This is a genomic window from Sporolactobacillus inulinus, from assembly GCF_006539285.1.
Classification (GTDB): domain Bacteria; phylum Bacillota; class Bacilli; order Bacillales; family Sporolactobacillaceae; genus Sporolactobacillus; species Sporolactobacillus inulinus.
In genome coordinates this window covers 1-15,054 of sequence record NZ_BJMS01000048.1, presented here as the reverse complement: position 1 = coordinate 15,054, position 15,054 = coordinate 1, and the positions used below count along the sequence as shown (strand labels likewise).

13 protein-coding genes and 1 pseudogene are annotated in these 15,054 nt (G+C 49.5%); 11 read left to right on the top strand and 3 right to left on the bottom strand.

Translation table 11 applies throughout. From position 1 onward, the window contains the following. Nucleotides 1-327 precede the first annotated feature (327 nt). From SIN01_RS08130 to SIN01_RS15775, 6 genes and pseudogenes are all read left to right on the top strand, one after another. A complete protein-coding gene (locus SIN01_RS08130) occupies nucleotides 328-999 on the top strand; it encodes an MtnX-like HAD-IB family phosphatase (RefSeq protein WP_010023826.1) in 672 nt (223 codons plus the stop codon). Further along, nucleotides 986-2,047 (top strand): iron-containing alcohol dehydrogenase family protein, encoded by a 1,062-nt coding sequence (locus tag SIN01_RS08125; protein WP_010023824.1) that lies wholly within the window; start codon nucleotides 986-988, stop codon nucleotides 2,045-2,047. Before SIN01_RS08130 ends, SIN01_RS08125 begins: the two co-directional genes overlap by 14 nt. A gap of 213 nt (nucleotides 2,048-2,260) precedes the next feature. Next, nucleotides 2,261-3,121, top strand: coding sequence for a D-amino-acid transaminase (gene dat / locus SIN01_RS08120; RefSeq protein ID WP_010023822.1), 861 nt, complete (start codon nucleotides 2,261-2,263; stop codon nucleotides 3,119-3,121). 271 nt (nucleotides 3,122-3,392) lie between these two features. After that, complete coding sequence (locus tag SIN01_RS08115; RefSeq protein ID WP_010023820.1) at nucleotides 3,393-4,703, top strand: MDR family MFS transporter; 1,311 nt, start codon at nucleotides 3,393-3,395, stop codon at nucleotides 4,701-4,703. A gap of 61 nt (nucleotides 4,704-4,764) precedes the next feature. Further along, nucleotides 4,765-6,204 (top strand): annotated as a pseudogene (locus SIN01_RS08110) (alpha-glucosidase); the annotation flags it as partial. Nucleotides 6,205-6,249: 45 nt separating this feature from the next. Next, nucleotides 6,250-6,456 carry a hypothetical protein gene (locus SIN01_RS15775; protein WP_445009316.1) on the top strand — a complete coding sequence of 69 codons (207 nt, stop codon included), beginning with the start codon at nucleotides 6,250-6,252 and terminating at the stop codon, nucleotides 6,454-6,456. Nucleotides 6,457-6,804: 348 nt separating this feature from the next. Here the strand turns inward: SIN01_RS15775 and SIN01_RS08105 are convergent, their stop codons facing one another. Further along, a complete protein-coding gene (locus SIN01_RS08105) occupies nucleotides 6,805-7,626 on the bottom strand; it encodes an ABC transporter permease (protein WP_010026117.1) in 822 nt (273 codons plus the stop codon). After that, on the bottom strand, nucleotides 7,623-8,618 hold the full coding sequence (locus SIN01_RS08100; RefSeq protein WP_010026116.1) for a daunorubicin/doxorubicin resistance ABC transporter ATP-binding protein DrrA: 996 nt from the start codon (nucleotides 8,616-8,618) through the stop codon (nucleotides 7,623-7,625). The genes SIN01_RS08105 and SIN01_RS08100 overlap by 4 nt, the downstream gene beginning before the upstream one ends. Nucleotides 8,619-8,786: 168 nt before the next feature. Here SIN01_RS08100 and SIN01_RS08095 point away from each other — a divergent pair, with 168 nt between their 5' ends. Both SIN01_RS08095 and SIN01_RS08090 read left to right on the top strand, forming a co-directional pair. Further along, nucleotides 8,787-8,993: a hypothetical protein gene (locus SIN01_RS08095; protein WP_047034849.1), complete on the top strand. Its 207-nt coding sequence runs from the start codon at nucleotides 8,787-8,789 to the stop codon at nucleotides 8,991-8,993. A 127-nt stretch (nucleotides 8,994-9,120) separates the two neighbouring features. Further along, complete coding sequence (locus SIN01_RS08090; protein WP_010027513.1) at nucleotides 9,121-10,290, top strand: amidase; 1,170 nt, start codon at nucleotides 9,121-9,123, stop codon at nucleotides 10,288-10,290. 95 nt (nucleotides 10,291-10,385) lie between these two features. Here the strand turns inward: SIN01_RS08090 and SIN01_RS08085 are convergent, their stop codons facing one another. Then, on the bottom strand, nucleotides 10,386-11,813 hold the full coding sequence (locus SIN01_RS08085; RefSeq protein WP_010027799.1) for an NAD(P)-binding domain-containing protein: 1,428 nt from the start codon (nucleotides 11,811-11,813) through the stop codon (nucleotides 10,386-10,388). A 301-nt stretch (nucleotides 11,814-12,114) separates the two neighbouring features. Between SIN01_RS08085 and SIN01_RS08080 the strand changes: the two genes are divergently transcribed. From SIN01_RS08080 to uraH, 3 genes are read left to right on the top strand one after another with little or no spacing between them, the layout of a single operon-like run. After that, entirely contained in the window at nucleotides 12,115-13,767 is a 1,653-nt protein-coding gene (locus SIN01_RS08080) for a PucR family transcriptional regulator (RefSeq protein WP_010027798.1), read from the top strand. A gap of 23 nt (nucleotides 13,768-13,790) precedes the next feature. Then, entirely contained in the window at nucleotides 13,791-14,294 is a 504-nt protein-coding gene (gene uraD, locus SIN01_RS08075) for a 2-oxo-4-hydroxy-4-carboxy-5-ureidoimidazoline decarboxylase (protein WP_010027797.1), read from the top strand. Nucleotides 14,295-14,315: 21 nt separating this feature from the next. After that, complete coding sequence (gene uraH / locus SIN01_RS08070; RefSeq protein ID WP_010027795.1) at nucleotides 14,316-14,669, top strand: hydroxyisourate hydrolase; 354 nt, start codon at nucleotides 14,316-14,318, stop codon at nucleotides 14,667-14,669. The last annotated feature ends 385 nt before the right edge of the window (nucleotides 14,670-15,054 follow it).

The following is a 15,054-nucleotide window of genomic DNA, read 5'->3' as shown; positions in this document are numbered from 1 at the left end:
TAAGGATTAGGCGTAGCCAAGTTTTCTAATAGTGAATAATTTAATGCAACGACGAAATGTGAGGCACAAGTAGAATGCCGCGCGAATTAAGGTTCGCTATTTGCTGGGAGCGAAACGGTGTCGGTGGTTGCGATCAGCCGCTACGTGCTTAAAGACGCGCATAGAGTTCGCGCACGACGGTCGCAACAATGAATAACCGTAAAAAGGGTCATACTAGAAGTGTTCATGACTTCGTCATATTGGTTGCGCTTGCAGAAAATGGAATAAAAAAAATATCTGTTATACTGAAACTGTAATATAACAGAAGAAAAAAAGGAGAATTATTGTATGACAAAGCGTTTCCTTTTCATTTCTGACTTTGATGGTACGTTATCCGATAAAGATTTTTTTCATGTACTCATTAACCGCCATTTTGCCGATCAAGCGGAGAAGCTATATGCAGACTGGGACCAGAAAGTTATGACCGATCTTGAGTATCTCAGCCGCTTATTCAGCCGCGCTGACCGTGATCAACAGGAGCTTGATGAAGATATTGATGCCGTTCCTTTTGACCCGGACGCCAAAGCGGTGATTGAGCAGGTCAAGAAGCTTGGCGGTGATTTTGTCGTCATTAGTGCTGGTACAGACTATTATATTAAACGAATTTTTGAGAAACAGGGTATAACAGATGTGCCGGTTTATTCGAATCCCGGTGTGTATGCGGATCGAGGCATTCAATTGCAGGTAGACCCTAACGGCCCGTATTTCTCAGAACTGTATGGAATCGATAAGCAGAAACTCGCCAAGGACTTGATGAAAAATTATGAATTGGTTTTTTATGCGGGCGACAGCGGTCCCGACTTAAAGGCGGCGCTTTTGACGGATACTATTTTCGCCAAAGGGAAGCTGCAGCCGCTGCTCGATCAAGAAAACAGAGACTATGTTGCGATCAATAATTTTAAGGATGTTGCAAATTATCTATCCACTCATGAGGAGGCAATCATCAATGGCGGTCGATAATCATCAGATTGTTGTTCCATCATTACTCGATGTGCGCAAGGGAAATTTAGCCAATCTTGGTCGTATGCTTGCGCGTCATCAATTCAGCAAGGTTGTTCTTTTTTTCGGAACGGGTTTAATTGAGATGCTTGGCGATAAAGTGTTGGACGCGATGAAACAAGCCGGAATTGAGGTGCTTGAGCAAAAGGAAGTCGGCGATATTGATATCGATCACGTCGTAGACGAGGCTTTTCAGCTTCCGGCACAAACCGAAGCTGTGGTCGGTATCGGCGGAGGCAAGGCATTGGATGCCGCAAAATATACCGCATTGTTGCGCAAATGGCCGTTTATCAGTGTTCCTACATCGACGTCAAACGATGGGTTTTCCAGTTCCAACACGTCGTTGACGATTCATGGACGGCGCATTTCGGTACATGCGAAGATGCCCTACGGAATCGTGATTGATGTCGATGTCATCAGAAATGCTCCGGAATGCTTTATCTACTCGGGCGTTGGCGACCTTGTATCGAAAATTACTGCAGCTGAAGACTGGATCTTTGAAGAACAGAATGGGGTTACACGCGTTGACGACTGCGCGCTGATGCTTTCGAAAAAAGCGGTAAACAGCTTTGTCCGCACTGATTTCGGTACGATTCGTGATGACCTGTTCATTAAGGAATTGGTGGATTCACTGACCATGGCCGGGATATCGATGGAGATTGCCGGCAGCAGTGCGCCGACCAGCGGCAGCGAGCACCTGATTTCGCATGCACTTGACACCTATGGCTCGAAACCACAGCTGCACGGCATTCAAGTCGGGGTTGCCAGCTATCTCATGAGCAAGGTGCAGGATCACCGTTATGAACGCATCACCAAGGTCCTTCAAGATACCGGGTTCTTTACGTTCGCCAAATCCGCCGGGATGACGATTGCTGATTTTGATATGGCGATTGATCGTGCTCCGGAAATGAAACCGATGCGCTGCACGTATCTGCACCGGGCGGAATATCGTGACCGCGCGCACCACATTCTGCATGAGGATCCGATTTTGCAAGACATTTTGCTTTAAAGAACAACAGACCATTTCCCTCAAGAGGCAGGCTGCTGTCTCTTTTTTTTTGTGGTCTAAAAGGGAGATTCTATTAGGATCAGTCTTGCCTTGCTTTCTGCTGATTTAGTATTGTGAACGCTTTGAATCTCAAGGTATAATGAATGAAAAGGTTTCAATGCTCGACACCAATGAACAACCATTATGTGGAGGCAAAGAAAGGGGCTTACGGCGATGAGTACGATATTATATAATGACCGTTTTCTGGATCGCAGTCAGGGGAAAGTAGATATGGAGGATCGCGGCTATCAGTTTGGCGATGGGATCTATGAAGCGCTGCGCGTATATAATGGAAAAATGTTTCTGCTTGATCTGCATATGAAACGACTGGAACGGAGTGCGCGCGAACTGCGGCTTGCACTGCCTTACGCTACCGACCATTTGGCGGAAAATCTGGATAAGCTGATCAAGGAAAATGCCATGGACTACGGTTACGTTTACTTCCAGATCACGCGCGGGGCGATTGCACGCAAACACCGGTTCCCGGAGCAGCCGATCGATACCGTGCTGACTGCCAGTGTTGAGGCGACCGATAAGGATGAGGATCTGCACACGGACGGGATCAAGGTCAGCTTGCTTGATGACATCCGCTGGCTGCGCTGCGACATCAAGACATTGAACCTGCTCGGCAATGTGCTGGCAAATCAAGAAGCGTTTGAACGCGGTGCCGATGACGCAATTCTTCATCGCGACGGTGTTGTTACCGAAGGCACAACCTGCAACGTATTCATGGTGAAAGACGGCGTGTTGATCACACATCCTGCCGACCACTTTATTTTGAACGGCATTACCCGTATCTTTGTGCTCCAACTTGCCGAGCGGCTGGGTATTCCGGTTGACGAACGCACGTATACAACGGCTGAACTTCTAGCCGCAGATGAAGTGTTTCTCACGAGTACCGGCGTGCGCGTGACTCCGGTGCTGCAAATCGATGATCGACAGGTTGCAGGCGGAAAACCGGGACCGATCACCAACCGACTGCTCGAAGCGTTTAATCAGGATGTGGAACAATTTATTACGGCTGTCAACGCGTAAAGCAAGTCGTTTTGAAACGATAGGGAATGATCCACAAGTTAATGGAAATGAGGGTTGATTCATGGCCGCGTCGATGCGCACATCACTTCGTTCGGTAAAGCACCAATTGAATGGAATAACTTCTGATTTTCTTGGAGGAAGAAGTGAGGATTGCGAAAAAGCGTCGCTGTGCTGCGTTTGAGACCCTTGTTGCGATAAAAAGAGTCTGTAACGGCATTGTGCCGGATGCAGGCTCTTTTTGTTGTGCTTTTGAAGAAAGGCGGGATTTTGCTTGAAATGGCGCGATTGGGACATTAATCTAAAAGTACGATTGATTGGAGAAGGTTTTTTTAATCTTCTTTTTTGGATGTTTTTTCCGTTCATGGCAATCTATTTTTCGAATCATTTTGGACAGGAGACAGCCGGATTGCTGCTGATTTTATCGCAGGTGATCGGTACGGCGATTGGCTTGCTTGGCGGCTATTGTGCCGATCACTTCGGCCGTAAACGAATGATGGTTTTTTCAGCGGTTGGTCAGGCGGTTTGCTTTGCACTCTTTGCCCTTGCCAACTCACCGTGGTTGACTTCACCTTGGGTAACCTTCATCAGCTTTTCACTGCTTGGTCTATTCGGCCAGTTGTACCAGCCGGCCAGCCATGCGATGATCGCCGATGTGGTTCCTGAGCAGGATCGAGCCGGCATTTTTGCGGTTTTTTATACGTCGATCAATGTGACCGTCGTCATTGGTCCGTTACTCGGCGCGGTCTTCTTTTTCGACGATCGCTTCGGCTTTCTTGTCGTTTGCACACTGGTTAGTGCCGTGCTCATCGGGGTGTTGCAACACTGGATTCATGAGACGGTACCCATCAAAAAAGCTACGGAGCATCGGAAAGAAAATAAAAAATGGCTGCACCATCTGAAGGATCAGCTTGGCGATTACAGGGTGATCTTCAATGATCGCATTTTTCTGCTCTATATCTTGGCCGGGGTTCTGGTTGCGCAAACCTTCATGCAGCTGGATCTCTTGATTGCCGTATACACAACGGATCGGGTGCCGCTTCAGACGCTGTTCTCATTTCGCGATTGGCAGCTGACTATTGACGGGAAAGATCTGTTTAGTCTCATGGTCTCCATGAACGGATTGTGTGTGGCTTTGCTGACGGTGATCGTGACAAAATGGATGACCAAGTTCCGGGAGCGCAATGTATTCATGGTCTCGGCCTTTTGCTATGGTGTGGCCATGATTCTTATCGGCGCAACGATCAACGCCTGGCTGCTTCTGGTAGGGATTGTTTTGTTCTCTTGGGCAGAGCTGATGACAGTCGGCGTGCAGGACAGCTTCATTGCCAAACTTGCGCCGGAACATTTGCGCGGGCAATACTTTGCTGCGGCCGGGCTACGCTTTTCGCTTGGTCGGACGATTGCGCCGATAGCTGTACCCATGACCGTCTGGTTCGGCTATTCGTGGACCTTTTTCATTCTGGCGGTCCTCGCCTATCTCGGAATGATGATCTATGGCATCATGTTCTCGATGTTTTACCGCAGGAAAATGCCGGTTAAGGTATCATTAATTCAGATGAAACGATCTCATTCAATTGATTGAACACCCGCAAGAATCATAGAATGAGACAAGGGGTATCAGAACGTAAAAGGGGGCTTTGCACATGGGAGAACGTGATTGGTGGAAAGAGATCACCGTTTACCAAATTTATCCTAAGAGTTTCAAAGATACGAATGACGATGGGATTGGCGATCTTAAAGGAATCGTTGAAAAATTGGATTATCTGCAAAATCTCGGTATTGAGGCAATTTGGATCAATCCGGTTTACCGATCGCCGATGGTGGATAACGGCTACGACATCATGGATTACAAAGCGATTAACCCACAGTTCGGAACAATGCAGGATATGGATCAGCTGATCGGTGAGGCGGGAAAACGCGGGATACGCATAATCATGGACCTTGTCCTGAATCATACCTCAAACCAGCATCCTTGGTTCCTTGAATCAAAGAGCAGCCGTACGAATGCAAAAAAAGATTGGTATATTTGGCGGGACCCAAAGCCGGACGGCACCGCCCCGACCAACTGGCGCGCAGAGTTTGGCGGTTCCTCTTGGACGTTTGACCAGCAGCGCGGCCAGTATTACCTGCATTGTTTTGCAGCGGAGCAGCCGGATTTGAATTGGGCCAATCCAGATGTGCGGGCAGCAATCTATGAATTGATCACGTTCTGGCTAGAGAAAGGTGTCGGTGGATTCCGACTTGATGCCATCACTTACATTAAAAAGCCGGAACGATTTACAGATCTGGAGCCGAATGGAGAGGATGGATTGGCACCGGTTGGACGCGCCTCGCTGAATCAGCCTGGAATCTTGGACTACCTGCGTGAATTGAAGGCACGCACCTTTGCCCGTTATGACATTTTTACCGTCGCTGAAGCGCCCGGTGTTCCGGCAGAACAGATTCCGCAGTTCACCGGGGAAAATGGGGTGTTCTCAATGCTGATCGAGTTCGATCATATCAATATGGGTGTCGGATCGGAACAGAAATGGTACGAGCCAGTTCCTTGGTCGCTTACCGATCTGAAACGGATCATCTCGAAAAGTCAGCACTATGTGAATAAAACGGGTTGGTCCGCACTGTATCTGGAAAATCACGATTCGCCGCGCTCAATCAACAGTTACCTTGGTGATCAAGCCGTGAAGGCGGGAACAATGCCAGCGAAACTGCTGGCGACCTTTTACATGCTGCTGAAAGGGACCCCGTATATTTACCAAGGCCAAGAGCTTGGCATGACCAATGTCCATTACCCATCAATTGATGAATACGATGACCTTTCGTCGTTTAACCAGTACCGTTCGGCGATCAGGGAAGGGCACTCCGAACAAGAAGCGCTCGAAGCAGTTTGGCGCTTCAGCCGGGACAACAGCCGAACGCCCATGCAGTGGAACGATTAGAAGTATGCCGGTTTTTCCACGCAAAAACCGTGGCTTGGCGTGCATCCGAACTTTGTACGTGTGAACGCACAAGCGAAGCTGCGCAATCCGGATTCGCTCTACTATTATTATCAAAAATTGATCCGCCTTCGTAAAAGCAGCCGGGCACTGCTTTATGGCGACTACGCACTCCTAGAAGCGGAGCATGAACACGTGTGGGCGTATACGCGCAGCTGCAGTCACGAAAAAATGCTCGTCATTCTTAACTTTAGCAATACGTTGGTTGACTTTCCTTCGTCGCAAGAATTGGTACAAGCGGCAACGAAACTGGTGCTTGGGAACGTACCGGAGCGTCTGCCGGATCTCGAGAATAAGATGCAGTTGAAACCGTATGAAGCACGGGTTTATCTCGTTAAATAACACAAAAAACTTGGACTCAGAGGTGAGCTGATCCAAGTTTTTTTGCTGAAGATCATCAACTTTTTCACGCGATAAGTAACGTACAAAAATTCTATGGATGATCGTATAAGGGCAACTTTTAGCCGGTGCTAAAGGCTAGGCTTTGCTAAGTTTTCTTTATAGGAAAAGATAGTTTATGATTTTTTGGTCACGCAAAAGATTGTACATCAAACGCGTAGATGCTCTGGCGCCCGCGGCCGCGCCCTGTTGATGCGAGTAACCGAAGCGGCGATTCAGCACAGGGTGATGAATGAAAGCCGCATCCTGCGGAAGTAAGGACCGGGCGTATTTTGCCCGGTTTTTCTTAATCTACCGTTTGTTGCGGTAAAGGTACATCGTAACCGGCGCAAAAATCAGGATGAGTACGGCGGAGACAATGAGCACCCAGATGATCTGCATCCAATTGACCTGGCCGCCCATTAATTGGCGAAGCGAAGTGGTCAGAATCGATACCGGGTTGATGTTAACGAAAGCACGCAGCCAGCCGGGCATGGTGGCCGGATCAACAAAAATGTTGCTGGCAAAGGTCACCGGGAACAGCAGCGTCATGCTAATGCCCATCACGGCTTTCGCTGTTTGCAAAATCAGGCCAAGCATCGTGAACACCCAAGAGAGACTGAACGAGAATATCAGGACGAGCATGATGCCGGCAACAACGCCGAGCACGCCGCCTGCCGGACGGAATCCGAGAATCAGCCCCAGAATGATAACAATGATCGATGCAAGCGTATAGCGCACCGTATCGGCAAGCAGTGCGCCGACCAGCGGAGACGGTCCCCAGATCGGCATTGAGCGGAAGCGGTCAAAGGTTCCTTTCGAAATGTCTTCATTGAGTGAGACGCCTGTATAAACCGTGGTGAAAACAACCGTCTGCACCAGAATACCAGGAATTAAGAATTGCAGGTAGTCGGCTGTTGAACCGGCAAGCGCGCCACCGAACAAATACGTGAACATGAGTGTAAACATGACCGGGAAAAAGGTGACGTCAAGAAGCTGCTCGGGAACATATTTTATTTTCAGCAAGGCGCGCCAAGCAAAAGCAAGGGACGTCGTGAAACCGCTCGGATGCGGCGGCCGCTTGTGATCGACAAGTGCCGCACGCATTTTGTTCAGTTGTTGTTCGCTATTCATTCCAATGCACCTTCTTTTTGTGGGCTGTCTTCTGCCGGCTTGCCGGTAAGCGTTAAGAACACTTCGTCAAGGCTCGGCTGGCCGAGTGAGAATTCGCTGACTCTGATTTGATGGTCGCTCAGCATCGTTAAGGCTTTTGCCGCATGATCCGTATCCGAAAGCTGGGCGGAGAGTGCCGATGGGTCGGAGGACAGGTGCACCGGAGTCCCCAGTGTCGTGCTGAGCAATTGCTGCGCCTCGGCACGTGCTGCAGCGTCGATTAAGCGGACGTGCAGGATGCCCGTTCCGACTGAGGCTTTTAATTCGCTGCTTGTCCCCTTAGCGATGATTTTTCCATGATCGATGACGGCGATCCGGTCGGCAAGCTGATCGGCCTCATCCAGATATTGCGTCGTCAAGAGGACAGTCGTTCCGGTGCTGACGAGCGCGCGAACAATATCCCAAATTTGATTGCGGCTGCGCGGATCGAGTCCGGTTGTCGGCTCGTCTAGAAAGAGCAGCTTTGGACGCACGACCATACTGGCGGCGATGTCGAGACGGCGTCTCATTCCGCCGGAATACTTTTTCACCTGACGTTTCGCTGCGTCCTGCAAATCAAAAGCGTCCAGCAGCTCTGCCGCACGGTCCTTCGAGTCGCTGCGTGTATAACCCATCAATCGAGCAATCAGCATTAGATTCTCTGTTCCTGAGAGGTCTTCGTCAACGGAGGCGAATTGGCCGGTCAGACTGACGCACGCGCGCACGGCATCCTGCTCCTTAAATAAATCATGACCGAAGATTTTTGCTGTGCCTCCATCGGGCTTGAGTAAGGTCGCCAGCATTTTCATTGTGGTCGTTTTTCCGGCACCGTTTGGACCGAGAAAACCATAAACCGTTCCTTGAGGAATAGCCAGGTTGATCCCGTCAACTGCGCGATGCTTTCCAAAACGCTTAACAAGATCGACCGCTTCAATGGCAAGCGGCTGATCCTTTTGATTCATTACGTTTTCCATAGTTTCCTCCAAATCATCTGTTTGAGCTGCTCAATGAGCGAATGCCCTTTTTATAGGTGAACCTGTGTCAATTATATGAAATATTGCAGATAAAGGCGAATCTGAAGATGATCGAAAAAGTGCAAAGTGACTGATAAAACCTGTGAAGTGACTGATAAAAAATAAAAAGTGGTTGATAAAACCGCAAAAGTGACTGATGAAATTTGCAAAGTGACTGATAAAACCGTAAAAGTGACTGATAAAATTTGCAAAGTGACTGATAAAACCGCCAAAGTGACTGATAAAATTTGCAAAGTGACTGATAAAACCGTAAAAGTGACTGATAAAACCGCCAAAATGATCGATACACTTTTTAAAATGGACCGTTGCCGATGAGAAAATCGGATTGCTAGTCACACTGACTAATCCAAACGACTGCTTTTGGTTATGTTTACGCATGACAAAGCCGTTGTTTTTTATTATTCTGATCTTAATGAATTTTTTCTGATGAGGTGAACGGTTGATGGATGGTCAAGAAAGTTTGGGTGCGTTTGTAACCGATGGATTAAACCTTGCGCCGCTAGGAAACGGCGTACTGAACGGAACGGTTTTTGCTGCAAAAGATGTGTTCGCGGTTCGGGGACATGTAACTTCCGCGGGACAGCCGCTTTGGGCGAGCACCCATCCTGCTGCCGAAGCCCATGCACCGGTGGTCAAAAGCTTGTTGGAATGCGGTGCACGCTTACGCGGAATGACGGTTACCGATGAGTTAATGTACAGTCTCAAAGGAGACAACATCCACTATCCGCCGACGATCAATCCGCGTGTGCCGGATGCCTACTCCGGAGGGTCCTCAAGCGGATCGGCGGTGGCCACCGCTTCAGAAGCGGTCGACTTCGCCATCGGTACCGATACCGGCGGGTCGGTGCGTATTCCCTCTTCCTATTGCGGGTTGTTCGGCATTCGTCCATCGCACGGAGCGGTTTCTTTGGAAGGCGTCGTTCCGTTGGCGCCGAGTTTCGACACGGTCGGCTGGATGGCTCGAAGCGCTGAACTGCTCGAGCGTGTGGGTTCCTGCCTCTTGCCGGAAAAAGCATCAGCATCCTTCCAGCGCTTTTATCAATTAAAAGAAGCGTGGGCTCAGATTGATCATCCGTCGGTGCTTCAGTCGCTTCGTGCATTCATCAAAGAGCATCTTTCAGATCTGAAGATTGAGCCAACTCAGCTCCCGCTGGCTAAACCGGCGGAACTTGCGGAAACGTTTCGCGTCCTGCAAGGCTATGAAGCTTGGCAATCACATGGCCTGTGGATCGAGCAAAATCATCCCCACTTTGCCAGAGATGTTGGCGGTCGATTCGAAGCCGCATCGAAAATGAAAAAAGATAAAGCTTACCAACAGGCGGCAGCGACGAAACAACAATTCACCGAGAAGATACGCGCATTCCTCGGCAGCGATGGACTGCTGATCATCCCGACGACCTACGGACCGGCACCGAAACGAGGCAGCGGAGCTGAAGAAAGCGATAAAGTCCGCGCACGCACCATGCAGCTGACCTGTATTGCCGGCGTATCCGGACTGCCGCAAGTGACCGTACCTATTCTTGAATTGGCTGCCCCAATCGGCTTATCCTTCATTTCCGGCTACGGCACCGATCGGCAGCTGCTCGCGTTTGTGAGGAACGTGTTTGAGTAACTCGAAAAAAATGTACCAAAAACGGTTGTCTCCAGTCAACAGACTTTTGAGACAACCGTTTATTTTTTTGCTCACCTAGACCTTTTTCCGACCGGTCACACCTCTGTTTTCTTCGGCCATTTACCGAAAAATTCAGGCGTGTCATAGGTGAAGTAATCTTCGAGATAAGCTTCGCGCGTGTCGGCGAACAGCTCATCGGCGACTGCCGCGGTGATGAGCGGGAGACTGTATTTCATTCCGGACAGTGCGGAGGCGGACAAGCCGCAGCTGATCATGCCGGAATAATTGAACGCGTAAAGCCCATGCAGCAGTTCCGCACCTTTTGCATCGCGCCCCAAGTAAGCAAAACCGGGGCTCAGATACGGATGGGCATCGAGCACGGGACTGGCGATTGCTTCCGGCGCTTTATAGCGGTCGCCCCAGCGGAGAATGTACGGCTCCAGCACGCTCAGTTCGGGACGCAGTGCCGGATCGGTGCGCAACCCGGTACTGATGATTAAGAAGTCGAAAAGAAAGCTGCCTTTTTCGGTGAAAACACGCACCCCGTCGTCTGAGGGCTGAACGTCAAGCCAAGGTGAACCAAGATGCAGCGTGAAGCCGGGCCATGCGGCGGCACGGTTAAACGTGTCGTTGGTCGGTGGCTGATTCAGGTTGAAAAAGTGAGCCATGACGGCATATTTCTCGGCATCCGCCAGCGTGTGATAGTGCTCAATCAATCCCGATGGTTCCATTTGCCGAATCGGATTCACGCGCGGAAGCTGTTTTCGTCGAACAAAGACATGTGCTTCGGCCGCGCCCTCGGTCAATGCGTAATTCGCATTGTCAAAAGCCGAGGAACCGCCGCCGAGTATGGCGATCTTCTTTCCTTTCAGTGCATTGAAATCAATCGATTCCGAAGTATGCGCATAGAGATGCTTCGGCAGCTTTTCGCGAATCATCGCCGGTACATACCATTGCCCGCCGCCTTGGATTCCGGTCGCCAGAATGACTTTGCGCGCGAGCAGTGTATCCGACGGGGCAGCGGCGCCTGTGAGATGCAGGCGATGAACACCGGCGTTTGCCGGATCAATTCGCGTGAGTTTGACCTGATTGATCACCGGAAGGTTCAGGACTTGCCGGTACCAGCATAGATAATCCATCCAGTCTCGGCGAACGATTTTGTCCAGCGCATTCCAAGAATCTTCACCGAATTGAGCTTCCCACCAAGAACGGAAGGTTAACGAGGGGATGCCGTAATCAATCGAGGTCAGCTGTTTCGGCGTTCTCAGCGTCATCATGCGTGCATAGGTGATCCAGGGTCCTTCGCGGCCTTGCGGATTTTCATCGATCACGAGAATATTCGTCATGCGTTTGCGGATCAGGCCAAAAGCGATTCCCAGCCCGCACTGCCCAGCCCCGACAATAACGGCATCGTAGACATGACCATCAGGGTGGGGCGTTTCATGGACCCAATTCGAACAACAGTCGAGTCCAAGATAGGAGAGATCGGTTTTCACACGTTGATTTAATGCGTGCAGGCTCATGTACACCATCACCTCTGTTCGAAAAGTTGTGACTTATCGCACTATTTGATTTAATCCTAACGGTTCCTAAGCAAGGTTTCAATCACGATGTATCTAAATTTTCTTGCAAAATTTAGATAAGATAACTAGATCAGAAACGATCCTTGCGCTATAATACTTACATTATGAAAATATTTTAAAAATTTAATGATTTTATTCCAGCTATGATTTTCCAAGCTGATCTAATGGAAAAATTCCGACCATGATTCGCGGCTGCTTTTCAAGAAGCCGAAACTGATTCACAGAATAGGAGGTGCTGAATATGAAGGTTTCCGAACTTTTTCAGATACCGATGTTCAGTGAATTCAAACTCATTGCCGGTCAAAAAGGTGTCGATCGTGAACTGCAAAATGTCAATATGATGGATGCGCCGGATATTATCGACTATTTAAAGCCAAACGATTGGCTGATCACCTCGGGCTATCATCTGCGTAACAATCCCGACTTTTTTTACACACTTGTTGCGCAGATGGCGGAGCGGGGCTGTGCTGCGCTCGGGATCAAGACACGCCGGTTTATGAATGACATTCCGGAAGCGGTTGTTCGTCTGGCCAATGAGCGTTCGTTTCCGCTGATCGATTTGCCCAATAGTCTTTCACTGGTTGATATCGGCAATCAGACTTTAACACAGATCCTGGATACGCGTACAAAGGAGCTTCAATTTGCGATTGATACGCACCAGCAGTTTACCGAACACATTATGAGCGGTGAGAGCACGGATCGGCTGTTGAAACGCTTATCCGATATGATTGGTTATCCAACGATTCTGCTGGATTCTTATTTGAAAATTATCGCGGCGTCAAATCGGGCCTTCGCCCATGGACTATTTACCGATCGACTGGCTGACTTTGAACAAACCCTTTTTCAGCAGAAAGCAAACTTTGCCTCATTTTCACAAATGGATAGCCACCAGACCTATTCCTTATTTGTGATTTACACCTATAAGAAAAAACGTTGTTTTCTGCTTGTCTGCGGTCATGTGCCGCTTTCAGACCGGTTGCTGACACTGACCGTGGAGCAGGCGATGAACGTATTGGCATTCGAGCTGATGAAGGATGAAGCGCTCGAGCAGACCGAGCGCAAAGTACGCGATGCCTTCTTCACCAACCTTATCCTAGGGGCATTTTCAACACGAGATGAATTGATCAGCCGGGCAACAGAATTCGGTCTGGCAGACCGTCAGCGCTCGGTTTGCGTGGTCGGCGAACTGGATGCCGATGCCGATCCGATGAGTTATACGCACTTCCAAATGGAAACGGACGAGGTCTATTCATTTTTGGAAGGGGAGACTGCCGCATTGCCGTTCGCCGCACATCTTTTTGTCCGCGATCATGTTTGTGCCATCATTTTTGAGGTTGTGGCCTCCGGGGATCATGGACTGCGTTTTTTGACCCCTTATCTGAAGAAAATTCAGGAGCGTGTTGCACGCTTTTTTTCGCATACGCTGTCCTTTGGGCTTAGCCATCCGTTTAGCAGTCTGGAAGATTTGCCGAATGCATTTCATGAGGCGGCTGATGCTCTTCACGCCGGAGCGCAGATGGGCAAGCGCGCGTTTCTGCAAATCTATCAATCACGGGGAATCCGCGATCTTCTGCACCGGATTCCAACTGAGGAACTGAGCGCACTCTACGAGCAGACGCTGCAAGAACTTGCCCACCCGAAAAAGGAAGAGGAGCAGGTGCTGCTGCATACACTCTTTGTCTTTCTCGAATCGAATTGCCAGATTTCAGAGACGGCGAAGAAGTTGTTTGTTCATCGAAATACGGTCATTTACCGGATCGATAAATGTGAAAATCTGCTTGGCGCTGATTTGAAGGATCCGGATACCATTTTTCAGATTCGTTTCGCTTTGCGGATGAAGCCGCTGATTGAGCGTTCAAGCGTAACTGAACTGCGAAAAAATTTCAAAAATTAACAAAACGCAAAGGAGGCAGGTCGGTGAACCTAGATGAATTGAATGATGCAGCAGAAGATGCGTTTGTGCATCAACTAGGGGGTATTTTCGAACATTCGCCATGGATCGTGCGCGAAGCAGCGAAAAAACGGCCATTTGCTTCGAAAGACGGCTTGTTTCAGGCGATGGCGGTAATCGTTGCCTCAGCGGGTGCAGAACGGCAAGAAGCCTTGATTCGCGCGCACCCGCGCCTCGGTACGGCAAAGATAATGACCGAGCAATCCGGCGAGGAACAAAAGACGGCCGGTTTGTGCGATCTTCCAAAGGGTGAAGCTGAGCAGCTAAAAGCGTTGAATCAACAGTATGAAGCACGCTTTGATATGCCCTTCATCATGGCGGTGCGCGGAAAATCAAAGGCGGCGATTGTCGCTGCATTAAAAGAACGATTGATGCATGCACGCGCAGACGAGTTCAATCGGGCCTTAGCAGAGATTATAAAAATTGCACGATTCCGTCTGGACGATGTTCTGGAAGCGACGAAGCAGTGAAGAGGAATAAGGAGGAGCATGATGGGCGAACTGACCACACATATTCTTGATTTGACGCAGGGTACGCCTGCGTCAAACGTTCGAATTGATCTCTATGAAGTCAACGCGTCCGTGTTGACCTTCCTGAAAAGTGCGGCGACCAATCACGACGGACGGCTCGACGCGCCGCTGATTGACGCCTCGGCGTTCAGCGCAGGCGTTTATGAGCTACACGTACATATCGGCGCTTATTTTCGCAAAGCGAAGCAAGCCTCAAGCACGCCCGCATTTCTCGACATCGTTACGGTTCGTTTCGGTGTGGATGATCCGGGACGAAACTATCATGTGCCGCTGCTCGTTTCACCGTGGGGCTATCAAGTCTATCGCGGCAGTTGAACAGGAAGTTTCTGCACGAATCGATCTCATAAAAAGCCTCCGGCTGTACCCATGCCGGAGGCTTTTTGGTTTTATAAAGGTTGCCGGTGGAGAAAACTCAGTTCTTTAGTGATGAGATGAATCCTCACCTTGAGCAACTTGTTTTGCTGATCGCAGGCCGAGGGGGGCCGCAGGGAATCGTATACTCGGAAGGCTCCGGAATCGCCCGCGGTTGTGCTCGGTTGATGCGAGCACCAAATGGCATGCCCGAAAAGTAAAAGCGAAACGCCGAAGTTAAAGCGAAATGCTGAGAAGTTAAAGCGAAATCCTCAAAAGTTAAAGCGAAACCCTGCATGGAAGAGGAACTTTCGCTAATTAAATGAACTTTCGCTAAGCACGAATATGT